The following is a 25844-nucleotide window of genomic DNA, read 5'->3' as shown; positions in this document are numbered from 1 at the left end:
TTATTTAGCTAACTTGTTGACTTCTAATGAGTACTTGACGTACTTGGCATCCTTTGCCTCTTCGTACAAGACAATCGTCTTTCCAATGACTTGGGCAACCGTCATCGTTGAGTTATCTTCGATGAACTTCGCCACGTCCTTGGCAGACCATTCGGAAGTCTGTTGAACGTTCACCTTTGCCAATTCGCGTTTTGAAAGCGCCTTTTTTACTTCTTCGACCCATTCCTGTGTCGCACCACCCTTACCAATTGAAAAAATTGGCGTCATGGTATTGGCTTCGGAACGGAGGTATCGTTTTTGCTTTCCAGTTAATTGCATTAAATCATAGCCTTTCTAAGGAATACTGAAACACCTTCAGGGACGTAAGCGCGAATCGTCACACCGGCAGGAAGCGTAATAAATCCAAGTCCGGCAAAAACCAAATCCGCTTCGGTTTTCGTCTTCAATTCCGTTTTAACAAAGCCCTTGGCTTCTTTTTTAGGAACAGGGGCGAGTAATTCACCCTGGTGTTTGTCATAAAAGTCGCTTGCACCGGCCATCTTCGTCCGGTGAATGTTCAAATTGTTTTCAAAGTAGCACGTTGCAGAAGTCTTCTGATCAGATGAACTAGCTACCAAATCAAAGCGGGCAAGACCACCAATGAAAAGCGTCTGCTCATCGTTCAATTGGTAGGTCCGTGCCTTAATTTCGTTCTTTGGCAAGACGTACTTTAAGTTTTTGTCATCTACTTGGTGGGCGTATTGATCAGCCTTGATGATTCCTGGCGTATCAATTAAGTTTTGTCCATCATCCAGTGGAATGGCAATTTGGTCCAAAGTTGTCCCTGGGAAACGAGACGTGGTAATCAACTCTTGAACACCCGTCTTTGATTTGATGATTTGGTTAATCAGCGTGGACTTACCAACGTTAGTTGTTCCAACGACGTAAACATCTCGTCCGGAACGCAAGTCGTCAATCTTGTCCAAAATCAAATCAAGGTTTGCAGGGTGCGCTGCGGACGTCAAATCGATATCCACGGGCCTAATTCCCTCTTCTTTTAAGCGACCACGAACCCAGTCTTTGATTTTGTGATCTTTCAAGGACTTGGGAAGAAGGTCAACCTTGTTTCCAAGCACGTAAATCGGATTTTTATCACCAACGAAACGTGGCAATCCAGGAATGGTTGACCCTGAAAAATCAAAGAGATCCAAGACATAAACAATCAACGCCTTGTCTTCTGAAACCTGGTGAAGCAACTTCATGAAGTCGTCATCAGTCAAAGAGACAGGCTGAATCTCGTTGTAGTGGCGTAAACGGAAGCAGCGTTGGCAGAGCAATTGATCCGATTCCAACTGCTTTTGCATCGCTGACATTGGCAAGTAACCCGCCTCGTTTTTTTGATCAACCTGCATTAAAGCGCCACAACCAATACAGTAAAGCCCTTCTTTCAGTGCTTCGACCACTTCTTCTTTTGTTGCCATTTCTGGTCTATTTTCCGTCATGAAGTTCTTGTTCTTCCTTTGTGGAAACGGCCTTGGCTAAAGAGTCGTGCCAGACCGGTTCTTGATTTTTGTAAATGATTTTCTTTGCTTGGTTTTCGATGAAGCGATTCACCCAGGTCTGCCACATGTCCGATTCTATCAGCCGCTTAACCAAAACGGACTTCACACCAGCAAGGTGAGCTGCCCAAACATCGGTCAACATCTGATCCCCGACCATGAGTACTTCATCTTTTTTGAAGCCGTGTTCCTTCAGAACCTGGTGAATACCACGAGGAAGTGGCTTAAGTGACCAAGCCACATAGCCGACGCCTAAATCACCAACGGCCTTCTCGACGCGTTGCCAAGTGTTATTGGAAACAACGATCACTTCGATTCCTGCTTCCTTGGTTTCTTTCAACCATTCGTGCAGCTCTGGCGTTCCTTCGGGATTATTCCACGCTAAAAGCGTGTTGTCTAAGTCCGTCAAAACGGCCTTGATGTTGTGCTTTTTTAACTCGTCAACCGACAGGTCATAGACTGACTCAACGAGGTAGGTGGGTTTTAAAAAGTTTAGGACCATGGTTACTGTTCTCGCTTCATAATTTAACCCCATTATAACATGATTAGGGCTTTCCTTTGAGTCAAAAAAAGACCCCAAATGGGGTCTTTTATCTCCGATTTTAGACGGAATCAGTCTTAGTACCAACCATTTGATTGGAAGTGACTAATCGCGTTTTGAACAGAACCATAACGTCCGGCAATGTAACCTTGCATGGCCTGCAATTGAACGTCGTAATTACCGACGTAGTCTTGTCCAGCAGCGTACGTTGCGTATGCTGATGGTGACAACTGTCCGATTCCGTAGAAGGAACCGTTTTGGGCGTTCACATTTCCAGATGATTCCTGTTGAATCAACCAGTTAATGTCACCTGAAGCAGTCGTTGTCTGCTTTGGTGTTTCTGAGACAGCAGGTGCTGGCGTTGCTGTTTCTTCTTCAGTTTGTGTGTCTTCTGCTTGTTCAGCAGAGGCATCTTCTTGTTGAACTTGCTGGCTAGCAGCAGAGTTTTCCAAGTTCTTAATGTTGTCTAATGAAGAAACAGCAGTATTAACCATCTTTCCATCAATTGAACCTGAAACCTTTACGGCTTGGTCAGAAGTTGACTTGTGATTATTAAATTGTTGGTTAGCGGCAGTCAATGCAAGACCAACTACGGCTGCGCTTGTAAGTAAAATTTTATTAAACATCATGTCCTATATTATTCCCGATTCAGATTAGCTGAATATTAAAATTCAAAAAATCCTTTTAAAAATCAAAAAATAATAAAGTAAATCCTCCGTTTGTTGCGTAAACACTGCGGGTTAGCAGGTGTTTGAATTTTTATTATTTACTTTTTCGATGGTTTAACCAGTAATATACCGGCAAACCCAATATTACTATAATAACCGAAATTAAGATTCCTTGCAAATCGTTCAAAATTTCAGAAACTTCTACATAGACGGAACCAAGGATAGCAACGATTGGAATCCATGGATAAAGCGGCATGGAGAAGTCTCGGTTCTTTCCAGTTGGATCCTGACGGCGCAAAATAAAACAACCGATAAAGGCCAAAATATAAAACAAGAAGGTAATGAACACCGCGTAGTCGGTCAACTTATTTGGATCAGTAACCCACATCATCAAGTAACCAATACCAATCATGAACCAGATGGCAGCATTTGGCGTCTTTGCAGTTTTATGAACTTTAGAAAAAGTCTTAGTGGCTGGAAAGTCCCCTCGTTTAGCCATCGCGTAAAGCACGCGTGGGAAGGAAACGACTTTACCGTTTAACGTACCCAGCAAAGAAATCAGAATTGCCAGCGTCAAAAGGCGCCCGCCCCACAGTCCGAAGGCTGCTTCGGCAACGTGAATCGTTGCTTGGTTTCCATAAGAAACAATGGCATTGGCATTCAATGAGGAGAAAGTTCCAAATGAAACACCGACGAAGGCAACGATAACAACCAAGATTCCATAGATAATTGCCTTTGGTAATGTCTTTTGTGGGTTCTTGATTTCACCAGAAATGTTGGCCAATGTAACCCAACCATCATAGGCGAACAGCGTTGCCAATACAGCGACTCCAAAGCCTCCCGTCTTGCTTGAAGAAATCGTCGTCACAGTCTGGGTCAAGGCGTCGTGTTGTCCAAAGAACAGACCAAAAATGATCAATCCGATAATTGGTAGCAACTTAATTGTTGTTGTCACCACCTGGAAGGTAGCTGATGTCTTATTTGGCACTGAGTTAACGATACCAATGAACCCAAGGCCAACCATTCCGGCTGGAATCGACCAGGAAACGGGCAAATTAAAGAGTGACGTGAAGAGCAAGCCAAAGTAAGCAGCAATCGCCCCCATCATCGCAGGCCCGTAAAAGATAACCTGCATCCAACCGGCCAAAAAACCAACGGTCTCACCGTAGAGCTTCGTGAGGTAAAGGTAAATACCACCCGTTTCCGTCATTTGTGAGCCGACTTCGGCGACGGTCATCCCCGCCGTCAATGTCAAAAGACCACCAGCCAACCAGGCTAAGAGGGCGGAGGAAGTGGAACCTGCCGTTTGCAATACCGCTCCCTGTTTGAAGAAAATACCAGAACCAATAATGGTACCAATAACAAGAGCTAATGAGGACCAGAGGCCAAAGCCTCGGTTTAGTTCTTCTTTTTCCATCATCGTCCTCCTTTAAGAGTTTGTTTCATTTATTTTAGCATGATTTATCATAATTTTTTCATTTCTCGTAGGAAAGCTGACACAATAATAAAAAAGCAGTGCTAAATTAGCATTGCTTTTCCATTTCTGATTGAATTTCTTCTTCTGAATATCCCCACATCCGAAGTTGATGTGGTTCTGGAGGTAGGTAGTAGTCGCCGTATATTCGCTCCTGTAACTCAGCAATCATTTCTGGGGTAAATAAAGCATCAAGTTCTTCCTCAGAGTAATGGGGCAACTTCATACCAACTGTGTCTCTTTGTAAGCTCATTATATTTCCTCCATTTCTTGGATATTCGTAATCACTTTCATATTGCGGACGGCGACTTCATTGCCGTTACTAATGTTCGAAAGCGTCCCATCAAAACGCGTGTGACTATCAATCAAAACAATGTCTGGTTGCGCTAACAGATGTCGTTTAAATAGGTATTCTAAAACAACGCCATCAATTTGATTCCGACGACTATGTTTACTTGCAACATATTTCAACTTGCCCTCGGCAAGTGCGTGCACCATCCTTTTTCTATATAGCGCGACAACCTCATTACGCGTATTTAAGTCATTTAAGTTTGAAACCTTTTCTTCATGAACTTTAATTTCCAACTTTAGAATACGAATGTTTTTTAGCTCAACTTTGCGTATACCTCTTGCAAATGCAAAGGCGTTTTCGCGTGCACTTTGTAAATAGCGGACATTTTCATCGAGTCCACTTTCCACGTACCCATATACTCCGTTTCCCAAATCATTGGGATAACGCTCTAGACCGTCCTCTGTTTCTTTCTGATGCCATTCATGTAAAAAGCCCTCCTGCAAAATGCGTGCCGCGTTTTTCTGCGATGTGCCATGGTAAGCCGTTAACGTAATCATGCGTGATTCCTCCCGTGGAAAAATTCATCGACCGTTAACAGGAACTTTCATTTCGCCCAAATCATACACCCTTTAAACCCCCATTACTAGGCCTTTTTGCGATGTTATACAAGCACTTTTCTTTCGTATAAAAACGAAAAAGCAGCGCTCCAACAGAGCACTGCTTTTTCTTAAAACGATGTTTACTTGTTTTGGGCCTTTTCCCGAGCAATATCGCGATCCATGATTTCGCGGAGGTACTTGGCTGTATAAGATTCCTCGTTCTTGGCGACTTTCTCGGGTGTTCCGGTAACCAAAATATTACCGCCCCCGGCACCACCTTCCGGACCAAGATCGATGATCCAATCGGCAGACTTGATCACGTCAAGATTGTGTTCAATAACCGTGACGGTGTTGCCGTTGTCAACCAAACGATTCAGTACCCGGAGCAGGCGATCAATGTCATCCGTGTGCAACCCAGTGGTTGGCTCATCCAAAATGTAAATGGTCTTACCATTGGTGCGGCGGTGGAGCTCTGAAGCGAGCTTCATCCGCTGTGCTTCACCACCAGACAAGGTCGTGGCTGACTGGCCGAGCTTCACGTAGCCCAAACCAACGTCCACAATCGTCTGTAGACGACGGGCAATCTTTGGGATTGGCGCAAAGAAGTCCAAGGCTTCTTCTGCGGTCATATCCAAGACCTCTGAGATGGTGTGGCCCTTGTACGTTACTTCGAGTGTTTCGGAGTTGTAGCGGGTACCATGACAAACCTCACAGTCGACGTATACGTCAGGCAAGAAATTCATTTCAATCTTGATGACACCGTCTCCGCGACAGTTCTCACAACGACCACCCTTGGTGTTGAAAGAGAAGCGTCCCTTTGAGTAACCACGGAGCTTCGCTTCGTTGGTTTCGGCAAAAAGCGAGCGGATGTCGTCGAAGACACCCGTGTACGTTGCTGGGTTAGAACGTGGGGTACGACCAATTGGTGACTGGTCGATGTCGACAACTTGTTCGACGTTTTCGACCCCCTCAATCTTGCGGTAGGCACCAGGCTTGTTCGAGTTCTTGTTCAATTTCTGCTTCAAAGCGCGCTTCAGAATGGTGTTGACCAAAGTTGACTTACCGGAACCAGAAACACCGGTCACAGCGACGAACTTTCCAAGCGGGAACTTTACCGTTACGTTCTTCAGGTTGTTTTCCTTGGCACCGCGGATAACGATTTCTTCCCCATTACCCTTACGGCGCTTCTTAGGAACCGGAATGAACTTCTTTCCAGACAAGTATTGTCCAGTCAATGAGTTCGGATCCTTTGCCACCTCTGCTGGTGTTCCAACGGACATAATCTTTCCACCAAGACTACCAGCACCAGGACCAACGTCAATTAAGTAGTCGGCCGCGTTCATCGTGTCTTCGTCGTGTTCAACAACGACAAGGGTGTTTCCCAAGTCACGCATGGCTTGCATGGAAGCAAGCAGCTTGTCGTTATCACGCTGGTGCAAACCGATGGATGGTTCGTCCAAAACGTAGAGTACACCCGAAAGGTTGGCACCAATCTGAGTGGCCAAACGAATACGCTGTGCTTCACCACCGGACAAAGTAGCAGCTGAACGTGACAAAGTTAAGTAGTCCAAACCAACGGATGAAAGGAAGCCAAGACGATCGCGGATTTCCTTCAAGATTGGCTTAGCGATTTCCGTGTCCTGTTCGCCGAGTTCAAGTTTCTTAAAGAAGTCTAACTCTTCGGTAACCGGCCAGTTTGAAACGTCACCAATGTTCATGCCACCAACCTTGATGGACAAAGCAGCTGGGTTCAAACGGTAGCCGTGACAGGCTGGACACGTCAACTTCGTCATGTACTGAGCCATTTGGTCACGGGTGAAGTCGGAGTTCGTTTCACGGAAGCGACGGTCGATGTTGTTCATCACCCCTTCGAAAGGTTGGTCGACGTCCCGGACACCACCAAAATCGTTTTGGAAGTGGAAATGGAAATCCTTGTCACCAGAGCCATACAAGACCAGGTCTTGTTCCTTTTTTGGCAGGTCCTTAAACGGTACGTTCTCATCGATGCCAAACTGCTCACAGAACTGGGAAAGCATTTCAGGGTAGTAGTTTGATGAGATGGGGTTCCAAGGTGCAATGGCACCCTGCTTCAGCGTCTTCTCGTCGTCTGGAAGGACGAGGTCGATATCAACCTCTTGGTTGGCACCCAGTCCCTGACAGACAGGACAAGCCCCGTCAGGCGCGTTAAATGAGAAGAGACGTGGTTCTAAGCGACCAGGACGGAAGTTGTGCAAGTCACCTAAGTAGTGATCGGACATTCGGATTGGTTCCGGCGCTTCTTCTTCGGGATCGCGCGTCACGGGTTCTAAGACAACCAACCCGTTGGCAAGGCCAGTGGCCGCTTCGATGGAATCAAAGAGACGGGAACGCGATCCCTCCCGCATCACAACGCGGTCGACCATGACGGCAACGTCGTGCTTCTTGTTTCGTTCAAGGGCGAGGTCGTCTTGTTCGTCCAACTGAATAATCTCACCGTCGACTTTGGCACGGAGGTAACCTTGCTTTTGCATCTTTTCAAAGGTCTTTTGGTGCGTTCCCTTTACTCCTTCAATAACGGGTGCAAAGACTTGCAAGCGAGTGCCTTCGGGCAACGTCTTTTGGACGTAGTCAACCATCTGGTCGATGGTCTGCATGATTTTCGTGCCGTCCTCCGGGTCATCCGGCTTTCCAACACGGGCGAAAAGCAACCGGAAGTAGTCAGCGATTTCCGTCACCGTACCGACCGTAGAACGGGGGTTGTTTGACGTCGTCTTCTGGTCAATGGAAATGGCCGGTGACAAGCCTTCGATGGAATCAACATCCGGCTTATCCATCTGGCCCAAGAATTGACGGGCATAGGAGGACAGTGATTCGACGTAGCGACGCTGTCCTTCGGCGTAGAGCGTGTCGAAAGCAAGCGATGACTTACCGGAACCAGAGAGTCCCGTTACAACCGTGAGTGACCCCTTTGGGATATCAACGTTGATGTTTTTTAAGTTGTGGGCGCGAGCCCCACGGATTTCAATATTGTTCTTTGCCATTCGATCCTCTCCTAGCAAAAAAGCCGTCTCCGACTTTTATATCTAACCGGCTAGTGGTTACTAGCCTGCTTTTCAGCTTTGTTCAATTTTTTGGTGCTTTTCGGCGCACCGTGCATGCCCATTTTGGTTTGCACAGCCGGTTTTAACGGCCAGCCTGTTTCTTCAATTTCATGATGTTGTCACGTACCTTGGCGGCGGTCTCGAAATCAAGCTCCTTTGCGGCAGCCTTCATCTGGTTGGCCAAGTTCTCCAAGATATCCGTCTGGTCGGCCTTCGGCAGGTCGGCAAAGTCGACCTCGGTCAAGTCCACGGACTCGGCCTCGGCCGCTGGCTTTGATGACGAAATCAGATCACGAATGTCTTTTTTGATGGTCATCGGCGTGATGCCGTGTTCCTTGTTGTAAGCCATCTGGATTTCACGACGACGGGCCGTTTCGTCTATCGCTTCCTGCATGGCCTTGGTCGTCTTGTCCGCGTACATAATCACGTGACCGTCGGCGTTACGGGCAGCGCGTCCAATTGTTTGAATTAACGAACGTGGATTACGCAAGAACCCTTCCTTATCGGCGTCTAAGATGGCAACAAGCGACGTTTCCGGAACGTCAATTCCCTCACGAAGCAGGTTAATGCCGACCAGCACGTCGTACTTTCCAAGACGAAGCTCACGAATGATTTTCGTTCGCTCCAAAGTCTTAATGTCCGAATGCAGGTAGGCAACCTTGATTCCAACGTCCTTTAAGTAGTCCGTCAAATCCTCGGACATGCGCTTCGTCAACGTCGTGATGAAGACACGTTCGTCCTTTTCGATTCGCTTGTTAATCTCACCGACCAGGTCATCAATTTGTCCCATGACAGGACGAACCTCAATCTCTGGATCGAGCAGTCCGGTTGGACGAATGATTTGTTCAACAACGTCTTCCTTCGGTACTCGTTCGAGCTCGTAGTCACCAGGCGTGGCCGACATGTAGATGATTTGGTTGACGTGGTCTTCAAACTCTGGGAGTTGCAAGGGCCGGTTATCCAAAGCGGATGGTAGACGGAAACCGTAGTCGACAAGCGTTTGCTTACGGGCACGGTCACCGTTGTACATACCGCGAACCTGTGGCATCGTCACGTGACTCTCATCGACAACGATTAAGAAGTCGTCGGGGAAGAAATCAAGCAACGTAAAGGGTGCTTCCCCCTCTTTTCGACCGTCCATCCAGCGCGAATAGTTTTCGATTCCGGGCGTGAAGCCCATTTCTGAAAGCATGGCCAAATCGTATTCGGTTCGCTGGCGGAGGCGCTGCGCTTCGAGCAACTTTCCTTCACCCTCTAGAACCTTCAACCGTTCGTCCATTTCCTCGCGGATTCCCTTCAGGGCTTCCTTCATCCGATCGTCGTCGGTCATGAAGTGCTTGGCAGGGTAAATGGCGACGTAGTCCTTTTCGGACACAATCTGTCCGGTCAAAGCGTTAATCTGACGGATTCGGTCAATCTCATCCCCAAAGAACTCGACGCGCATGGCCAGCTCGTCTTGTGATGATGGGAAAATTTCAATGACATCCCCTCGCACGCGGAAAGTACCACGTTGAAAGTCGATGTCGTTCCGGGCGAATTGAACATCCACCAGGTCGTGCATCAACTGGTTTCGCCCGTACTCCTCGCCGACACGAAGTGAAATAACGTGGCTCTTATACTGGTGGGGATCACCCAACCCGAAAATCGAGGAGACCGACGCAACAACAATCGTATCGTTTCGCTCGAACAAAGAAGCCGTCGCTGAGTTTCGCAGCTGGTCGATTTCATCGTTGATGGCCGAATCTTTTTCAATGAACGTATCAGAAGATGGCACGTAGGCCTCTGGTTGATAGTAGTCATAGTAGGACACGAAGTATTCTACCGCGTTGTTGGGGAAGAATTCCTTCAACTCCGAATAGAGCTGACCGGCCAATGTTTTGTTGTGGGAGAGCACAAGCGTTGGCTTGTTATTTTGAGCAATGACGTTTGAGATGGTAAAGGTTTTACCGGTACCCGTAGCTCCGAGCAGGATTTGCTCTTTTACGCCCCGCTTCAAACCGTCAACCAGTTTATTAATCGCCTTTGGCTGATCACCGGTTGGCTGGTACTTAGAAACCACGTCGAAGGTTTCGTTGTTCCGCTTTGGTTCGACCATTATTCTCCCCTTTCATTTGTGAAGTCACTTTCTCCATTATAACAAAAAGAACAAAAACGAACAGATGTTCTGTTCGTTTTTGTTCAATAACTTAAGTTTAATTGTTCTTTAATTCAGGGGCGTCCGTTTGGTAATCACCAAGCGTTGACTGCCCACCCTTTTGCTTCAACAAAGACGTTGGGTTTGATTGCTGGTTTTGCTGTAATGATTTCAACGCGTTTTTCTTATTGTAATCGTAAGAAGACTTGTTAACTTTGGCGAAGTTCAAGCGTGTCTTGTCGAAACGAAGCAAATCCCCGGTAATGACTTTGTCAGAGTACGACAAGGACTGGTCGGCGTAAGATTGAATCCGCTTAGCCATCGCCTGCAATGCCGGGTTGTCCTTCATGTAAACTTGCTGGCCAGACTTCGTATCGAAGTACTCGTTTCGGTACTTCGTGTACGTTGGCGTGACCCAATCACCGTTTCGGAAGACAACCGTCTGCTGGTTTTGAGGCGACAGTAGATCGTGACCAAACAACGTCATACCATCCGTTGAAACACCGAGGAGGTGCATCAAGGTTGGCATCATGTCGATCTCACCACCGTAAGTGTGGTTGATACCACCCTGCAAGCCCGTTCCGTGAATCATGAATGGTACCTTTTGGAAGTTAGCCAAATCGTAGTTGTTCACAGAGTCCTTACCAAGCAACTTAGCAATGGCTGGCTTGTGGTTTTCAGAGATTCCGTAGTGATCACCATACAAGACGAAGGTTGAGTTGTCGTACAAACCAGTCTTCTTCAAGTAGTCCATCAATTCACCGAAGGACTGATCCAAGTAATGGGCCGTTTGCACGTAACCATCAACCGTTGAATCCCCGGTATTCGTTGCTGGGAAGTCGATGTTTTGCTTGTCCAAACCGTATGGGTAGTGGTTTGTCACCGTAATCAACTTGGCGTAGAACGGTTGTGGCAACTGTTCGATATACTGAGCGGAATCCTTCAAGAAAATCTTATCCTTCAAACCATAACCAACAGAGTAGTTAGGGTTTTCAGAATTTGGATAGTAATCCTTTGAGAAGAAGTAGTTGTATCCGAATGACTTATAGGTGTTATTTCGGTTCCAGAAGGTTGAGACGTCACCGTGGAAGGCGGCCGTTGTGTAGCCCTGTTGACCCAGAATGGCCGGCGTGGCCTCAAAGGTGTTGGCCGTTCCGTACTTCGTCATGGCAGAACCCGTCGACAAACCGTACAAGGAGTTTTCCTGCATCATTTCGGCGTCGGATGTCTTTCCCTGTCCAACCTGGTTGTAGAAGTTGTCAAAGGACAACGTGTTTTGGTCGTGGTAGAAGGCATTTAAGTTTGGCGTTACTTCTTTTCCGTCAACCTTGTAATCAATCAAGAACTGTTGGAAGGACTCCAAGTGAATTACGAAGACGTTCTTCCCCTTCTGCGTTCCATAGTAAGAAGCATTAGCAGGAATATCGTTTTGAGCCAAGAAGGCCTTTACCTTATCCAAGTCCTTTGATGTGGCTTCCTTACGGGAATCCGACTGTTTCTTTGTTTGAACGGCGTTAAAGGCTGCGTATTCGTTCAACCCCAGGTACTTCACGATGTAGTTGTTATCAAAGGAACGCGTCAGCAAGTCTGAACGATCGACAGAGGCGATTCCAAAATCAACTAACATCAAAGCCACACCAAGGCAGGTTGTCAAGATGGCGTAACGCTTCTTGATGCCCTTCTTGCTCATTGGCCAGAACTTGATCAAAAGCAAGACGGCGATAATAATCAAGTCCAAGTAAACCAAGAAGTCGGTTGGCTTAATGATGGCTGCGATGGATTTCCCGAGGTTGTTTCCCGTTGAGGAACCCGAATTAAGAATTCCAAAGGACAAGAAGTCCGAGAATTCACGGTAGTACAAAATGTTTGAAAAGAGCCAAACACTTTGAATCAAGTTCATCAACCAAATTAAGAAATAGGCCACCTTACCACGGAAGTAAAGCGCGATTCCCAAAAGGATAATCGTGGTTGGGATGGGGTTCAAGATCAGCAAGAACTGCTGCAAGGCCCCCGATGCCCCAAGGGTAAAGTTAAACTGATAGTTAACGTAGGTCTTCAACCAAACTAAGATCACGTTGATTAAGAAAAAGCCGGTCAACGTCGTCCAGAACGAACGTGTCTTCAAAACCAAGAGCTTGCTCAGTTGCTTCTTCGTTTCTGCTAAAAATTTAGCGATCATAAGTGCTTCCTCATAAAAAGAGACCTTAAAAGGTCAGTTGTACATCACGTAGTAGATCAAAAATTTCGATGGCGACGAGGTCGACATCGTCGAAGTGGTAGTGCTTTTTCAACCGGTGGTCCAAAATGTCCCAGTCCTGGTTTTCCTGGTCGTAAGTGACCTTTAAGAGCTCCAGTCCATAGAGGTCAAAGCGGCGGGTTTGGTAACGACCGTCAGCTGCTTTTTCCATGGCAAAGAGACGTTTTAAAATTGAATCCAATTGACTGTTTTCTTCGGTCATGACTTCCTTCTTCGTTGTTCCTTAGTCGGAATGACATAGGCGAGAATTCCGGCGAATAAAGCAAAATAATAGGTAATCAAGCGCCAGATCAAGATAACCAGAACGAGGGTTGCTGGATTTTTGACGAATGGCGTGAAGAGAAGCTGGAACGAAAGTTCCGCTCCCCCAACCCCACCAGGGATTGGGAAGAGTGAAATCACCATGATGATCATGATGTTCATCGCAATGATCAACCATGGGTTGGCTTCGTGGTAGCCAAAGGCACGGATGACAAAGTATGGCACCACGTACAAAGCAATGAGTTGAAGCCCTGTGAAGATGGTTGCAACAAACAATGACTTCGTGGACTTAATCACCCGCTTTGACTCTTCGTGGAAGGACAAAATCTTTTCACGACTGGCGTTCTTAAAGTTTTCGACCTTTTCACTCTTAATGAACCCTGAGATTAATTTAGCACTGCCTTCAACCACTTTCAAGGAAAGCGTTGGCCAAAACATGACCAAGAGAATGCCGATAATGACCACCGCGTGAATGGCAATGGCAAAGGGAATGAAGGTAGCAAAGGCCGGGTTCACGTTCTGGTAGATGAACTGCTCGGCGGAAAAATAACCGACCAAGAAGAAGAGAACCACGACAATTTGGTATACCAAGAACTTCATCAAGATAACAGACAGGGCACGGGAAGCCGGAATGTTACCGCGAGTAAGACCCCAGAGTTGTGCCGGTTGGCCACCCGTTGCAAAGGGCGTGAGCCCAACACCCAACTGGTTCATCAAAGGAACCCGCATGAGCGTTCCCCAAGAAGTATCCTCTTTGTCTTCTTTACTCAACAGAGCATGGGTGGCAAAGGCTTCCAAAACCAGTGACAGGATCATCATGAAAAATCCGACAAGCAGGTAGCGCCAGTTCAAGACCTTCAAAGCCTCTTCCAGCTGCTTACCTCGGCCGGAAAGTTCGTTTGTCAGATAGTAAATCGTGATTCCGGTTAACAAAAGCACGATTAGAGCTGAGATTTGATTACGACGTGACTTCATATGCGCTCCTTAGGATTGGTTATCCGACCAGTCCAAAGCGACCGATCCTTGCTCGTTTAGGGGCAGGGTTCTTTCTTCTAAGACAGCACGGTAGACATTGTCCAAGATTTGACCAACTTGGTGCAAATCCTTGGTTTTTGCTACTTCGTACCCCGCTTCCGTCAGATCCTTCTTCTCTCCCGCAAGAATGGCTTCCATTTGGGCGTCGAAGTCATCGACGTTCTTTGCTTTGTAACAGTTTTCCTGGTCCTTCAACCAGCCGTCATAGACCGGAATATCGCGAACCAAGAGTTTCTGCTTGGAAGCAAGTGCCTCCAAAACAACGATTCCTTCCGTTTCTTCAAATGAAAGGTACAAGAACAAATCGACACCGGCAAAGGCGCCCTTGATGATGTCTCCTGAAATGTAACCAGGAAAACGGAGGTTCTTTGGTGCCATATCGATGGCCAGGTGTACCTTTTGGGGAACGAGGGCCATGTTCGTGTGACCGAACCAGATAAAGGTGATTTCAGGGTGACGCTTTGCGAGCTCGATAAAATCAAAGAGCCCCTTGCGCTCAAAGAAGAGCCCAACGGACATCACGACCTTTTGACCCTCCTGGATTTCAAAGTAATCCTTGTAGAGCTGAATCTTTGACTCATCTGGTTCGTACTTGGCCAAATCAATTCCGTTTGAAACGGGGTAGATGGGCTGGGTCAAACCATAGTTTTCCAAGAGTGACTTGGAATAGGGCGTGGGCGTCACCAAAGCATCGGCTTGCTTGTACAAAGCAATCAAGTATTTCTTGTACAAGGGAGCTAAAAGATTGGAGCCGAAGAATGAATTTCGGAAATCCTCGTAGGTTGAATGGGCGTGGTAAACGACCTTCTTGCCCATTTTCTTGGCCTTTTTCACCATGTACATGGACATGACACCGTAAGTGTTGATGTGCAAAACGTCGTAGTCTTCACACTTTGGATCGGTGGTCACGGTGACGTCCTTGATGGGACCAAGCGCGGCCTGCTGCAAACGCAAGGCACGCCCAATGCCGGACTGGGCGATCAAATTTTGATTTTCGAAGTATAACAGAACTTTCAAATCAGTTTCTCCTAAAAGGATTCCGTAAGAGTCGCTTGATATAACCGATTTCTTCATCGTTTAGCTGGTCGGAATCGTCTGCTTGTTCGTCTTTTTGATAATCGTTAATGACTTGTTCGTAAAAGTCGAAGACGCGCTTTTCAAAGGTTGCCGCATCAACGTTTTTCACAGCGTGCTGACGCACTTCTTCATCCTGCTTCGACAGCGGACGCTTCAAGTATGCAAGCACGGCATCCAAAAACTCATCGTAGTCGTCGACCAGGGTTCCAATAGCTGAATCCGTTACCAAGTTATCTAAGTATGGTGAGTGGATAGCCACGAATGGTCGGTCACAGGCCAAGGCTTCAATGAAGGTCAGCCCCTGGGTTTCGGAATCAGATGATGACACGAATACAGAGGCCAACTTGTAGTAGTTTGCGACTTCGTCGTGGTCAATCATCCCCGTAAAGATGATGGAATCCTGCAATCCGAGGTCTTCAACCTGGTCTTGCAAGGACTTCTTGGCGGGACCGTCCCCCGCAATCAAGAGCTTGGCATCAGGGACCTGTTCCAGCACTTCGGAGAAGGCTGAAATCGTCATGGTGATGTTCTTTTCAAAGGCCAAACGACCAAGTGAAAGTACCACCGGTGTCCCGGGTTTAATGTTGTACTTCGCGTGCAAGTCCGTTTGCGCCTCGCCGAGTTCCTTCATGGCAACGCCGGTTGGAATAACGGGAATTGGGATATCGTCAACGCCATAGGAAAGCAAGCTTTCCTTCACCCGTTCAGATGGCGCAATACAACCTTCCATGGACTTCAAATAAGCCTTCACCAAGTGGGAAACGGCGGATGGTCGAATAATCATCCCCTTTGCCACGTAGTGCGTGTAGTCTTCGTACTGCGTGTGGTAAGTGTGAATGGCTGGAATCTTTAAGCGACGAGCCACGTACTTTCCAATCAAGCCGAGTGAGAACTCCGTTTGGGTGTGGACAATGTCTAATTCCAGTTCACGGGCAATTTCCACGGCTTGAATCAAGCCACGGAAAGTTAAACGACGGTCCTTAAAACCGAAGTAAGGAAGGGAAGAAAAACGGTAGATGTTTTTTTCGTGGTCGTCTTTTCCCACCTTTGGATCCGTTGTTGTAAAAATATAAACCGAATGACCGGCTTCTTCTAACGCGTCTTTTAATGTTTGGATAGAGGTAGCAACACCAGAAACCTGCGGAAAATAAGTATCCGTAAACAATCCAACTTTCATGCTTGTCCTCCAAATATATCGCTAAATCTAAGCATAGTGCTATTATTATACCATTTTACCAGGTCCTAGCCAAAAGGAACCAGCAGTTCTGCCGGTTCCTTTAAAGCCTTATTCAAATACCATTTGGTTGTAGTAAAGCTCACTGTAGAAGCCCTTTTGATCGAGCAATTCTTGGTGGCTTCCCTGCTCGATAACCTGGCCGTCCTTCAAGACAACAATCACGTCCGCAGACAAGATGGTCTTCAAGCGGTGGGCAATGACAAAGGACGTGCGGTCCTTCATCACGTTTTCCATGGCGGCCTGAATCTTTTCTTCGGTCACCGTATCGACGTTGGCCGTGGCCTCGTCCAAAATCAACAAATCGGGATTCGTTAAAATTGTACGGGCAATTGAAAGCAATTGCTTTTGACCAGTTGAGAAGAGATTATCGGCACCGGTCACCTTGGTTTGGTAACCGTCCTTCAAGGTCATGATGAAGTCGTGGATGTTGGCCTGCTTTGCGGCTGCTTCCACTTCCTCTTGGGTCGCATCCGGCTTTCCGTATGCAATGTTTTCAAAAATCGTCTTTGAGAAAATCACGGATTCCTGCAAAACGATACCAACGCGATTACGCAAAGATTCCAGCGTGAAGCTGTTCAGAGGTTGCCCATCGTAGAGGACCTTTCCCCCGTTCAAATCATAGAAACGATTCAAAAGGTTCATGACGGTTGTCTTTCCGGAACCGGTTGGTCCGACAAGGGCGACCATTTGTCCCTTCTTCACGTCAATGGAAACGTCCTTCAAAATTGGCCGGTCGGGTTGGTAGGCGAAGTCGACGTGTTGTAGTGAAACACCTTCTTCCAATGGCCCGGCAATAGCCTTTCCCGTGTCCTTCTCCTCATCCTTTTTCAGGACGTCAGTGATTCGGTTAGCCCCCGTTACTGCCAACTGCAAAGGATTGTAGATGGCTGTGATTTGAGAGATGGGCTGGAAGTACTGCTGGGAGTAAGTAACAAAGACAACGACCAAGGAAAGACCCGTCGCCTTGTCCATCCCGTTGTGCAAGACGAGCCATGATCCGAAGAAGATGACAATCGCCAAGTTTAAGAGGGAGAACCCTTGCATCAAAGGAGACAAAAGTCCTGAGTAGAACTGGCCCTTCTGCGTGGCTTCACGCACCTTTTCGTTGTATGGACGGAAAGTATCAATGGATTCTTGCTCGCGCCCTTCAGCGAGGAGGACGGCCTGCCCGGCCAACTGCTCGTTGATGTAGCCGTTCAGCTCCCCCGTGGCGGCCTGCTGAATTTCAATCTGCTGACGCGCCTTCTTCATGATGAAGAAAGAAACAAGGATGGCGACCGGTGACAGAGCCATGGTAACGAGGGCCATCGTCAGCGACTTGGCCATCATCATCCAAATGATACCGAGGAACAACAGTCCCTGGGAGAAGATTTGGAAGACACCCTGGTTCATCGCGTTGAACACGTTGTCCAAATCAGAGGTGAACAAGGAGAGGATTTTTCCGTCCTGGTGCTTATCGAAGTAGGCAACCGGCAGCTTTTGAAGCTTGCCGAAGAGGCCCTTTCGCATGTTTCCAACGGAGTTCGATGAAATCTTTGAAGTGATAAAACCGGAGACCACGAGGCCGAATTCAGTGAGGAGGTAGAAGGCCCCCATCCCAATCAAGGCCTGGTAGAAGTCCGACAATGAGGCCGTCTTACCTGGCGTAAAGGAATCGGTCACGTAGCGGGCCAAATCGGCGACGGCGTCTCCCATGTAAAGGGGCGCCTTGATCTGGGCGTAGGTTCCGAGGCCGACCATGGCCATAGCAACCAGGAGGCCCTTCCAGTATGGCTTCAAGTAGGAAAAGAAGTATTGGATGGCTGTCTTCAACTTAGTCATGCTTTTGCTCCTTTCCCTTCTGACTTTCAAAAATTTCTTGGTAAAGGGAACTGCTCTTTAGCAATTCCTTGTGGCTTCCCTGGCCAACCACGCGCCCCTCGTCTAAGACGAGAATCTGGTCAGCGTGAATGATGGAAGCAATCTTTTCGGCGATAATGACCTTGGTTGTCTGACCGTAATCTGCTTCCAAAATGTCTTGGACGCGCTTTTCGGAGCGGGCGTCCAAAGCAGAAGTTGAATCGTCTAAGATCAAAAGACGAGGCTTCTTGACCAAAGCGCGAGCCAGTGACAGGCGTTGCTTTTGTCCACCGGACAAGTTGGCGGAACGCTCTGAAATCTCGTGGTCCAAACCGTCTGGGTACTGGTTGACAAAGTCGGCCGCTTGGGCGGCTTCCACCGCGGCGTTTAGCTCTTCGTCTGTTGCGTCATCCTTTCCCATCTGCAAGTTTTTGCGGATGGAGCCGGAGAATAGCACGGGCTTTTGCATGACAATTGAGACACCGTTTCGCCACTCTTTTGAGTTAATCTTGTTGATATCCACCCCGTCAACTTCAACTTGTCCACGGCTTGCTTGATAAAGGCGGGCCAAGACAAGAGCCAACGTCGACTTACCAGAACCTGTTGAACCAACAACACCGAGCGTTTGGCCGGCGGCCAAGTCAAAGGAGATGTCCGTCAACGTGTTTTCATCGGCGTCTTGGTAAGCAAAGTCGAGGTTAGAAACAGAGAGACCCTGGGTTAAGAATTCGTCGCTACCGGCCTTTTTTTCATCTGAAGTAGTAGCCAATGAATCACGTTCGGGTTTGACTTTATCATCCGTCTTTTCAGCCAACACCGCACCGATTCGCTTCAAGGAAACGAAACCACGCGAGGTGATCGTTGAAATCATCCCCATCATCATAAGCCCCATCAAAATCTGGTTCAGGTAGGTGATGAAAGGTGTGATTTTCGCCAGCTGTTCGGGATGCTTCACAACAGAGCCTGAAATCATCAGAAGTGCCATCATGATGGCAGCGTATGAAATCAACATGAAGATTGGGAACATCAAGTTGAAGAGGTAACCAATCTTTTGGTTCACATCGGTCAGCTCCTGGGTGTTGTCGGAGAAACCTTTTTCCTCGTTTGCTTGCTGGTTAAAGGACTTCACGACACGAACACCAGCCAGGTTTTCTTGGGCCAACGTGTTGTTTTGATCAATCAGGTTCTGAATCTTCTGGAAGGACTTCCCCATGATAGAAAAGATGCGACCAGAAGAAGCGATGATCAAAACAATCATCAAGAGCACGACCCACCAGAGACTTGGAATCGTCCAGATGGACAGGACGATGGCGCCGACCAAGAGAATGGGCACACGAAGAACCGACTGCAGAATCTGCATGACGAGCTGTTGAATCTGGTTCACGTCGTTTGTCAGACGGACCACGAGGTTGGCTGACGTGTAAGACTGCACCTGCTCCAGTGAGAAGGACTGAATCTTTTCGTATTCAGCGGCGCGAATGTCAGCGGCCACCGACTGGGAAACACGAGATGAGAAGTAGGTCCCAGAGATTCCAGCGACCATTCCGATGAGGGCCAGGCCGAGCAAAAAAGCCCCGTTTGTGAGCACAACCTGGTTATCATCGTTGATGATGGCTTCCATGATTTTGCTCAAAAACTGGGGTTGGATTAAAGCGGCCAGCGCCATGGTCACAACGGACAAGGCGGCAAGCGTTGCTTTTTTCCAGTATGGTTTCACGTATTGAAGTAGTAAAGACATGGTAATTCTCCAATTGCTATCAGAAAAAATTCAGGACCACTTTTCAAAAGCAGCCCTTTTATATTGGTACAGTATAACGCTTTAAAGTAAAAATGAAAGTAAAAATCCGCTCTAAAAATGGGGCATTTTTCATATTCTGACCACGATTTAAAAAAGAGGTAAAAAGACGGTAAGAATCATTTCAAAAGAAGCACTACAGATTCCCTTTTCAGAACAAAAAAGGTCCGCCTAAGCGGACCAGAAAGACTTAGTCTTCCTTCTTTTCTTCAGTTTGTTCAGGTGCTTCTTCAGCAGGCTTAGCAGCTTCAGCGTTCTTCACAGAACGGATAGCTTGCATATCAAAAGTCAAGATAACACCTTCGCAGTTCAAATCAACCGTCTTAGCTTCTTCGTTCACTGCGTCGATCTTGGCGTGGAGACCACCAATGGTCACAACGTCAGAACCCTTTTGCATTTGGTTACGCATTTCCGCTTGGCGTGCTTGTTGCTTCTTTTGCGTGCGAGTCATCCAAAAGACCATCACAACGACGATGATCAATGGCAAAATCATGTTTTGCATGTGTATACTTCCTTTTTTCGTTTTAACTATTGTAACAGACTTTTAAAAAAGTCGAGCATTCTTTTTGTTATACCCATAATCTTCGAGTACCTGCTTACGGAATTCGAGCAAGCGGTCCTCTTCAATCGCTTTTCGCATTTCTTCCATTAAGTGGAGAAGATAACGCAGGTTGTGCTCGGAAGCAATCTGCTCACCGAGTCGTTCGTTGGCATTAAAGAGGTGGTGCAGGTAGGAACGAGAAAGATTCTGGTACGGGCTGTAGTCCGGCAAATCATACTGGGCACGGTTACCAAACTGTTCCTTTCGAATTGGGTTATCCGAATAATAGGTCAAATCGGGGTCGATTGGTGAGAAGTCATCCTTGTACTTGGCGTTCTTAATCACGACCCGGCCGTGCTTGGTCATGAGCGTTCCCTTTCGTGCGATGCGCGTTGGCAAGACACAGTCAAACATGTCGATTCCGCGAATGACGGAATCAATCAGTGAATCCGGCGCGGCAACCCCCATCAAGTAGCGAGGCTTGTCTTCTGGCAAAAGCGGCATGGTAAAGTCCAAGACACGGTTCATTTCCTTCTTGGACTCACCCACGGACAAACCACCGACGGCGTATCCCGGCAGGTCCATTTTCACGAGTTCCTTGGCCGATTCCGTTCGCAAGTCGCGGAAACCAGCTCCCTGGACGATCCCGAACAAAGCCTGGGTATCCGTCTTCTTATGGTAGTCCTTGGCCCGCTGTGCCCAACGCAGGGAACGGCGCATCGAATCGCGCACGTACTCGTAGGTTTCAAAGTACGGAATGGCCTCGTCCAACTGCATCATGATGTCGGAACCAAGGTTGTTTTGAATGCGCATGGCCACTTCGGGTGATAAGAACATCTTGTCACCGTTCACGTGGTTTTTGAAGGTTGCTCCCTCTTCGGTGAGCTTCCGTGCTTTCGCCAAAGAAAAGACCTGGAAACCGCCAGAGTCCGTCAGGATGGCCTGGTCCCAGCCCATGTACTTGTGGAGGCCACCGGCCTTTGCAATCAACTCATCCCCGGGACGTACCCAGAGATGGTAGGTGTTGGCCAGGATGAACTGAGAGCCAATTTCCTTTAGGGTGCGGTTATCGACCCCTTTCACTGCCCCCTGCGTGCCGACGGGCATGAACATCGGCGTTTCAAAGGTTCCGTGAGGCGTGTGCAAACGGCCACGGCGGGCGCCCGTGTCCTTTTCTGTATGCAAATGTTCGTACCAAACGGCTGGTTTTTTCTGGCTCATAAGCTCACCTACTCGAATAATTTTCTACTAATAGTATAACATGGTGCCCGCCTTGGTCCGAGGTGTAGCCAGGCAATCGCCCTCGGTTTTGACTTTTATAGGCTCTTTACGACCTTTAATGTGTTGAAAGTCAAACCCGTCCGCGGTATGATAGCCCCAGTTAAAACGATTAGAAAGAAGGCCATCATGGAACAAAATTACATCGCACGCATGCGTGCTAAGGTCGGACACGAAGGCATGATTTTCAACTCCGCCTTCGGGGTTCTCTTTAACGAAGACCGCACCGAAATTCTCCTGGAAAAGCGTGGCGACTCCGAAGTTGGTTACGGTTTCCCAGGTGGCTTCCTCGAATACGGTGACTCCCCAATGCAGGCCGTTGTCCGCGAATTCAAGGAAGAAACAAACTTGGACGTCGAAGTGGTTCGTTTGCTCGGAATTGCCACCCACGTGAACCCAAAGAACTCATGGGGCGACGCACAGGAAACGATTTCAATGGGCTTAGAGGTCAAGTTGAAGGACGGCGAAGACGTCAAGAACATGAAGGCCGACGGAACCGAAACGCTTGCCTGCGAATTCGTGGCCGTTAACCCACGTCCAAAGATGTTCGTGCCCGCCGCACAGAACACGCTCGAACGCGTCCTCACGGAAAACGAAGAATCAGACCGTCCTTGGTTGCGCGAACCAAAGAAGGGCTAACATGAATTGCTCCACCGGTTTTCCGGCGGGGCTTTTTTGTTGCCCTGAATTAGGATCCGCCTTTTCCTTCTTTCAACAACACGCTTTTTTCCTTATAAAAGTCAAAAAAGTGCTAGACTAGAAATATCGGTTTTTAACCAAGTCTTTTATTTAGGAGTATTAAAATGGATATCATCTTTTACGGCTTTCTTATCGGCTGTTTCGTGACCTTAATCGGTGGTGGTGGCGCAACCTTCTACTTGGGTGTGCTCACGGCCACGATGGGCATGTCAACGAAGATGGCGGTGCCAACGTCACTCTTCATCGCCGTTTTCGCCCTCTTCTCTGGATTCATGACCCAGCTGAAGTTGAAGAACATCGAATTAAAAGTGGGAAACCGCATGATCTTGGCTGCCCTGCCAGGAATTGTGATCGGAACCTACATCGGTCAGTTCATTCCCACTCGTGTTTACCAACTCATGGTTGGAACGCTTTTTATCGTGATGGGAAGCATCGTGCTAGTGAAGAAGATTCGCGGTAAGAAAACAACGGATAACGCCGATGACAAGTCACAAAACACCGCCATGGGCTTTGGCTTTTTGTCCGGCCTCATGGTCGGTTTCGGTGGCCTCTCAGGTGGTTCTGCCACGACGGCCGGCCTTTCCATCATTGGCATTCCATCCATCCGGGTTGCCGGAACGACAACCTACGTCCTCTGGGCGTTGGCCGTTGTCGGACTCGGTAGCCACCTCGTGGCAGGTTCGCCAATTTCTTACACCGCCGGTCTCTACCTGATGATTGGTGGCATCATTGGTTCAATCCTGACACCACTCGTCATGGGACGTTTGAACACCGAGAAGTTCAACAAGTTCCTCGGTATCTTGATGGGTGTCGTCATCATTTACTTTGGTTTGAACATGATTTTTTAATTAAATAAAAAAAGGGCAGCACCTGTTTCGGGTGCTGCCCTTTTTCTTTTTGATTATCGGCGCCGACGTCGTGACCACGCGATGGCCAGGATGATGATCAAGACAATTCCGAAGAAGCCAAGAGCGTTCGCAATCCCTTGCCCAATACGCCAACCAAAGTAGTAAAAGATACCACGTGAAATCATGCGACCGATGTTCCAGTCGGAGCCAGAAGAACGGCGTGGTCGACTTGACCGGCGAGTGGAACGGGGCGTGACGCGTCCGCCACCACGGCCCCCGAGTCCGCCTCCTCGTGCGCCCCCGCGCAATGCAATTCCGCTGATTAATTCAAACATCTTTACCTCTTCTTTTAAATGTTAGCTCTATTTTACCAGAAAAGAAAAAGCCAAACTCGGGCTTGGTCCGGGTCTGACTTTTACATAACAATCATTAAATTAAAGTTCTTGCTTCAAATCTTCTGGTGAGTATAACTTCAACCACTTTGAGAAGATGAGCTGAGCGATGAATGAGGCAATTACTGGTACGATAACCCAGGCAATCAATCCGACAAGCGGGTTGATGTAGTGGTTCATGACTGAACTTGGGATGGCCGCATCCTTAATCATGGACTGGAGCGGTGATACCATTCCGATAAATCCAAATCCGGCCGTCGTTGGCGTTCCCTGGATGTTAAAGAGCGGTACCGTCAAGGCTGACAAAGCACCGGCGAACATGAAGGAAAGCAACATCACTGGCTTTTTGAAAATGGATGGCATCATTCCCTTCATGGCACCCAAGAAGATGGCCAAAGTGGTTCCCTTCTTGTTCACCTGCCATGAATTGATGATTAAGACGATGGTTGTGGCCACAACCCCCATGGCCGCGGCACCAGCTCCGAGTCCTGACAAGTTGATGGCCAAGGCGATTCCAACGGAAGAAACCGGCGTGATGATGATAACGGAGAAGGCCATGGCAATCAAGATAGCCATTGGCAACGGTGCTAAGTTGGTAAAGGATTCAACCCCCTTACCAATCAAGTTCGTTAATTCCCCAACGGTTGGGGCAATCAACTTACCGAAGAGTCCAACTCCCCCACCGACGATAATTGGGGAGAGGATGATGGCCATGGAACCGAATCCGTTCAAGTAGCGATCCACCAACCAGATGGCAAAGACGGCGATTCCGGCCACAAGCATAGCGTTAATCACATCACCGGCACCGGCGGCCATATAGATGCGGCTCGGTGTGCCGATGACCTTACAAGACAGCGGGTGAACGGTTCCAGGTTGGGCCATTCCCCAGAGAATGGAGTTTGAAGCCACCATCGTGGCTAAGGCGACAACACCCGTTTGCAAGGTATTCATCTTGAAGTTCATCGCCACCGCCATTCCAATCAAGAAAGGAATCATGGACGTGAAGAGCGTTAAGATGGCTGAGAATTCAGCTCCAATGTGGTTATTAGCCATTCCAGAGTACAGAATAATGTACTTCATCAAAGCGGAAGGAACGACACCAATAAGAATTCCGGTGGCAGAACCAGAGAGAACCTTGAAGAAAAATTCCTTCAAGTGTAGAGGGTTCTTACCTGAAAATTGTTGAACTTCCATTTGTTTTCTCCTTTTATATCTAAAGAAAAGCCCCAAGCTTTTCGACTTGGGGCTTTTCGCCTTGCTTAGAAGTCTACCGCGATTGATGGCTTTTCACCCTTAGCAAATGATACAGCAGCATCAAATGATTGGTGAACCATTTCATCAACAGCCTTCGTCGTGTAGAAGGCGATGTGTGGCGTTACTAAGACGTTATCACGAGCGATCAAATCAGCGATCTTTGGATCAGGGAATTCCTTACCTGACCAGTCTTCGTTGAAGAGACCAACTTCATTTTCATAAACATCCATGGCGAAGTCAGATACCTTACCTGAGTTCAAACCATCGATTACGGCATCGATGTCAACCAAGTTACCGCGTGAGCAGTTAACAATAACAACGCCGTCCTTCATCTTAGCGATGGAGTCCTTGTTGATCATGTGGTGGTTGGCAGGAACACCTGGAACGTAAAGAGAAATTGCGTCAGCTTGGGCATACAATTCGTCCAATGAGTCAACGTAAAGACCTTCTTCTTGCAATTCCTTGTTTGGGAACATGTCGTAGGCGATAACCTTGGCACCGAATCCCTTCAAGATGTTGATAGCCTTGCGACCGATGTTACCAGTACCGATAATACCAACCGTTTGCATACGCATTTCACGACCGATAGTTGGGGCCCAACGCAAGTCGTGCTTTGCTACCTTGTTGTCCATTGGCTTCGTACGACGGAGCAAACGTGACAATTGAATCATTGAGTGTTCTGCAATGGCGTTTGGTGAGTAAACAGGAACGTTTGAAATGTTCATGCCCAATTCCTTAGCAGCGTCAAAATCAACGTTGTCAGTACCAACGTTACGCAAAGACATGTTCTTCACACCAGCGGCTGCCAATGCTTCCAACGTTTCCTTCGTGTAGTCCAATTGTTGGTAAACAACTGCTGAGTCGGCACCCTTGGCCAACTTAGCCGTTTCCGGCGTCAACAATTCCTGTGTGTAATCAACTTCGATTTCAGGGTTTTGTGATTCCCAGTCCTTCAAAGCTGGCTTTTCATCATCACGAATTCCGTATGCAAATACTTTCATCATT

The 25844-nt window shown here is 47.8% G+C and carries 23 protein-coding genes; 2 read left to right on the top strand and 21 right to left on the bottom strand.

The window, feature by feature from the left end; genetic code table 11:
* From yhbY to tgt, 18 genes are all read right to left on the bottom strand, one after another.
* Nucleotides 1-318: a ribosome assembly RNA-binding protein YhbY gene (yhbY, locus tag G6R29_RS04695; protein ID WP_213809205.1), complete on the bottom strand. Its 318-nt coding sequence runs from the start codon at nucleotides 316-318 to the stop codon at nucleotides 1-3.
* Nucleotides 318-1481, bottom strand: coding sequence for a ribosome biogenesis GTPase YqeH (yqeH, locus tag G6R29_RS04690; protein ID WP_238476917.1), 1164 nt, complete (start codon nucleotides 1479-1481; stop codon nucleotides 318-320). The genes yhbY and yqeH overlap by 1 nt, the downstream gene beginning before the upstream one ends.
* On the bottom strand, nucleotides 1468-2040 hold the full coding sequence (locus G6R29_RS04685; RefSeq protein ID WP_213809204.1) for a YqeG family HAD IIIA-type phosphatase: 573 nt from the start codon (nucleotides 2038-2040) through the stop codon (nucleotides 1468-1470). The genes yqeH and G6R29_RS04685 overlap by 14 nt, the downstream gene beginning before the upstream one ends.
* Before the next feature lie 116 nt (nucleotides 2041-2156).
* Nucleotides 2157-2705 (bottom strand): aggregation-promoting factor C-terminal-like domain-containing protein, encoded by a 549-nt coding sequence (locus tag G6R29_RS04680; protein WP_213809232.1) that lies wholly within the window; start codon nucleotides 2703-2705, stop codon nucleotides 2157-2159.
* A 136-nt stretch (nucleotides 2706-2841) separates the two neighbouring features.
* Entirely contained in the window at nucleotides 2842-4167 is a 1326-nt protein-coding gene (locus G6R29_RS04675) for an APC family permease (RefSeq protein ID WP_213809203.1), read from the bottom strand.
* 103 nt (nucleotides 4168-4270) lie between these two features.
* Nucleotides 4271-4474: a hypothetical protein gene (locus G6R29_RS04670; RefSeq protein ID WP_213809202.1), complete on the bottom strand. Its 204-nt coding sequence runs from the start codon at nucleotides 4472-4474 to the stop codon at nucleotides 4271-4273.
* Nucleotides 4474-5070, bottom strand: a complete 597-nt coding sequence (locus tag G6R29_RS04665) for a hypothetical protein (RefSeq protein ID WP_213809201.1) — start codon at nucleotides 5068-5070, stop codon at nucleotides 4474-4476. Before G6R29_RS04665 ends, G6R29_RS04670 begins: the two co-directional genes overlap by 1 nt.
* 182 nt (nucleotides 5071-5252) lie before the next feature.
* Nucleotides 5253-8132 (bottom strand): excinuclease ABC subunit UvrA, encoded by a 2880-nt coding sequence (gene uvrA, locus G6R29_RS04660; protein ID WP_213809200.1) that lies wholly within the window; start codon nucleotides 8130-8132, stop codon nucleotides 5253-5255.
* A 142-nt stretch (nucleotides 8133-8274) separates the two neighbouring features.
* Nucleotides 8275-10287 (bottom strand): excinuclease ABC subunit UvrB, encoded by a 2013-nt coding sequence (uvrB, locus tag G6R29_RS04655; protein ID WP_213809199.1) that lies wholly within the window; start codon nucleotides 10285-10287, stop codon nucleotides 8275-8277.
* Between the two features lie 97 nt (nucleotides 10288-10384).
* The gene (locus G6R29_RS04650; RefSeq protein ID WP_213809198.1) at nucleotides 10385-12505 is read right to left on the bottom strand and encodes an LTA synthase family protein; all 2121 of its coding nucleotides are present in this window, start codon (nucleotides 12503-12505) and stop codon (nucleotides 10385-10387) included.
* Between the two features lie 25 nt (nucleotides 12506-12530).
* A complete protein-coding gene (locus G6R29_RS04645) occupies nucleotides 12531-12785 on the bottom strand; it encodes a DUF1797 family protein (protein ID WP_213809197.1) in 255 nt (84 codons plus the stop codon).
* Complete coding sequence (locus G6R29_RS04640) at nucleotides 12782-13819, bottom strand: lysylphosphatidylglycerol synthase transmembrane domain-containing protein (RefSeq protein WP_213809196.1); 1038 nt, start codon at nucleotides 13817-13819, stop codon at nucleotides 12782-12784. The genes G6R29_RS04645 and G6R29_RS04640 overlap by 4 nt, the downstream gene beginning before the upstream one ends.
* Nucleotides 13820-13828: 9 nt before the next feature.
* A complete protein-coding gene (locus G6R29_RS04635) occupies nucleotides 13829-14896 on the bottom strand; it encodes an LTA glycolipid anchor biosynthesis glycosyltransferase, IagA/BgsA family (protein WP_213809195.1) in 1068 nt (355 codons plus the stop codon).
* A gap of 1 nt (nucleotide 14897) precedes the next feature.
* The gene (locus G6R29_RS04630) at nucleotides 14898-16133 is read right to left on the bottom strand and encodes a glycosyltransferase family 4 protein (RefSeq protein ID WP_213809194.1); all 1236 of its coding nucleotides are present in this window, start codon (nucleotides 16131-16133) and stop codon (nucleotides 14898-14900) included.
* Nucleotides 16134-16241: 108 nt separating this feature from the next.
* Nucleotides 16242-18014 (bottom strand): ABC transporter ATP-binding protein, encoded by a 1773-nt coding sequence (locus G6R29_RS04625; RefSeq protein ID WP_213809193.1) that lies wholly within the window; start codon nucleotides 18012-18014, stop codon nucleotides 16242-16244.
* A complete protein-coding gene (locus tag G6R29_RS04620; RefSeq protein WP_213809192.1) occupies nucleotides 18007-19770 on the bottom strand; it encodes an ABC transporter ATP-binding protein in 1764 nt (587 codons plus the stop codon). The genes G6R29_RS04625 and G6R29_RS04620 overlap by 8 nt, the downstream gene beginning before the upstream one ends.
* Before the next feature lie 247 nt (nucleotides 19771-20017).
* On the bottom strand, nucleotides 20018-20329 hold the full coding sequence (yajC, locus tag G6R29_RS04615) for a preprotein translocase subunit YajC (protein ID WP_213809191.1): 312 nt from the start codon (nucleotides 20327-20329) through the stop codon (nucleotides 20018-20020).
* A 42-nt stretch (nucleotides 20330-20371) separates the two neighbouring features.
* A complete protein-coding gene (tgt, locus tag G6R29_RS04610; RefSeq protein WP_213809190.1) occupies nucleotides 20372-21589 on the bottom strand; it encodes a tRNA guanosine(34) transglycosylase Tgt in 1218 nt (405 codons plus the stop codon).
* A 186-nt stretch (nucleotides 21590-21775) separates the two neighbouring features.
* Between tgt and G6R29_RS04605 the strand changes: the two genes are divergently transcribed.
* The gene (locus tag G6R29_RS04605) at nucleotides 21776-22285 is read left to right on the top strand and encodes an NUDIX domain-containing protein (RefSeq protein ID WP_213809189.1); all 510 of its coding nucleotides are present in this window, start codon (nucleotides 21776-21778) and stop codon (nucleotides 22283-22285) included.
* Between the two features lie 164 nt (nucleotides 22286-22449).
* Nucleotides 22450-23193: a sulfite exporter TauE/SafE family protein gene (locus tag G6R29_RS04600; protein ID WP_213809188.1), complete on the top strand. Its 744-nt coding sequence runs from the start codon at nucleotides 22450-22452 to the stop codon at nucleotides 23191-23193.
* 53 nt (nucleotides 23194-23246) lie between these two features.
* On the opposite strand, the gene G6R29_RS04595 is transcribed toward G6R29_RS04600, so the two are convergent.
* The 3 genes from G6R29_RS04595 to G6R29_RS04585 form a co-directional block, all read right to left on the bottom strand.
* Nucleotides 23247-23528: a hypothetical protein gene (locus G6R29_RS04595; RefSeq protein ID WP_213809187.1), complete on the bottom strand. Its 282-nt coding sequence runs from the start codon at nucleotides 23526-23528 to the stop codon at nucleotides 23247-23249.
* Between the two features lie 99 nt (nucleotides 23529-23627).
* Nucleotides 23628-24779, bottom strand: a complete 1152-nt coding sequence (locus G6R29_RS04590; protein WP_213809186.1) for a PTS sugar transporter subunit IIC — start codon at nucleotides 24777-24779, stop codon at nucleotides 23628-23630.
* Nucleotides 24780-24844: 65 nt separating this feature from the next.
* Complete coding sequence (locus G6R29_RS04585) at nucleotides 24845-25840, bottom strand: D-2-hydroxyacid dehydrogenase (protein WP_213809185.1); 996 nt, start codon at nucleotides 25838-25840, stop codon at nucleotides 24845-24847.
* Between the last annotated feature and the right edge of the window lie 4 nt (nucleotides 25841-25844).

Source organism: Fructobacillus broussonetiae (assembly GCF_018437275.1).
Taxonomy (GTDB): Bacteria; Bacillota; Bacilli; order Lactobacillales; family Lactobacillaceae; genus Fructobacillus; species Fructobacillus broussonetiae.
The sequence above is the reverse complement of the archived record's forward strand: the minus strand, read 5'-3'. Positions and strand labels throughout refer to the sequence as shown.

Excerpts from the sequence above, each read along its gene's own strand:
- yhbY (WP_213809205.1), bottom strand. The coding sequence starts at position 318 with ATGCAATTAACTGGAAAGCAAAAACGATACCTCCGTTCCGAAGCCAAT.
- yqeH (WP_238476917.1), bottom strand. The coding sequence starts at position 1,481 with ATGACGGAAAATAGACCAGAAATGGCAACAAAAGAAGAAGTGGTCGAA.
- G6R29_RS04685 (WP_213809204.1), bottom strand. The coding sequence starts at position 2,040 with ATGGTCCTAAACTTTTTAAAACCCACCTACCTCGTTGAGTCAGTCTAT.
- G6R29_RS04680 (WP_213809232.1), bottom strand. The coding sequence starts at position 2,705 with ATGTTTAATAAAATTTTACTTACAAGCGCAGCCGTAGTTGGTCTTGCA.
- G6R29_RS04675 (WP_213809203.1), bottom strand. The coding sequence starts at position 4,167 with ATGATGGAAAAAGAAGAACTAAACCGAGGCTTTGGCCTCTGGTCCTCA.
- G6R29_RS04670 (WP_213809202.1), bottom strand. The coding sequence starts at position 4,474 with ATGAGCTTACAAAGAGACACAGTTGGTATGAAGTTGCCCCATTACTCT.
- G6R29_RS04665 (WP_213809201.1), bottom strand. The coding sequence starts at position 5,070 with ATGATTACGTTAACGGCTTACCATGGCACATCGCAGAAAAACGCGGCA.
- uvrA (WP_213809200.1), bottom strand. The coding sequence starts at position 8,132 with ATGGCAAAGAACAATATTGAAATCCGTGGGGCTCGCGCCCACAACTTA.
- uvrB (WP_213809199.1), bottom strand. The coding sequence starts at position 10,287 with ATGGTCGAACCAAAGCGGAACAACGAAACCTTCGACGTGGTTTCTAAG.
- G6R29_RS04650 (WP_213809198.1), bottom strand. The coding sequence starts at position 12,505 with ATGATCGCTAAATTTTTAGCAGAAACGAAGAAGCAACTGAGCAAGCTC.
- G6R29_RS04645 (WP_213809197.1), bottom strand. The coding sequence starts at position 12,785 with ATGACCGAAGAAAACAGTCAATTGGATTCAATTTTAAAACGTCTCTTT.
- G6R29_RS04640 (WP_213809196.1), bottom strand. The coding sequence starts at position 13,819 with ATGAAGTCACGTCGTAATCAAATCTCAGCTCTAATCGTGCTTTTGTTA.
- G6R29_RS04630 (WP_213809194.1), bottom strand. The coding sequence starts at position 16,133 with ATGAAAGTTGGATTGTTTACGGATACTTATTTTCCGCAGGTTTCTGGT.
- G6R29_RS04625 (WP_213809193.1), bottom strand. The coding sequence starts at position 18,014 with ATGACTAAGTTGAAGACAGCCATCCAATACTTCTTTTCCTACTTGAAG.
- G6R29_RS04620 (WP_213809192.1), bottom strand. The coding sequence starts at position 19,770 with ATGTCTTTACTACTTCAATACGTGAAACCATACTGGAAAAAAGCAACG.
- yajC (WP_213809191.1), bottom strand. The coding sequence starts at position 20,329 with ATGCAAAACATGATTTTGCCATTGATCATCGTCGTTGTGATGGTCTTT.
- tgt (WP_213809190.1), bottom strand. The coding sequence starts at position 21,589 with ATGAGCCAGAAAAAACCAGCCGTTTGGTACGAACATTTGCATACAGAA.
- G6R29_RS04605 (WP_213809189.1), top strand. The coding sequence starts at position 21,776 with ATGGAACAAAATTACATCGCACGCATGCGTGCTAAGGTCGGACACGAA.
- G6R29_RS04600 (WP_213809188.1), top strand. The coding sequence starts at position 22,450 with ATGGATATCATCTTTTACGGCTTTCTTATCGGCTGTTTCGTGACCTTA.
- G6R29_RS04595 (WP_213809187.1), bottom strand. The coding sequence starts at position 23,528 with ATGTTTGAATTAATCAGCGGAATTGCATTGCGCGGGGGCGCACGAGGA.
- G6R29_RS04590 (WP_213809186.1), bottom strand. The coding sequence starts at position 24,779 with ATGGAAGTTCAACAATTTTCAGGTAAGAACCCTCTACACTTGAAGGAA.
- G6R29_RS04585 (WP_213809185.1), bottom strand. The coding sequence starts at position 25,840 with ATGAAAGTATTTGCATACGGAATTCGTGATGATGAAAAGCCAGCTTTG.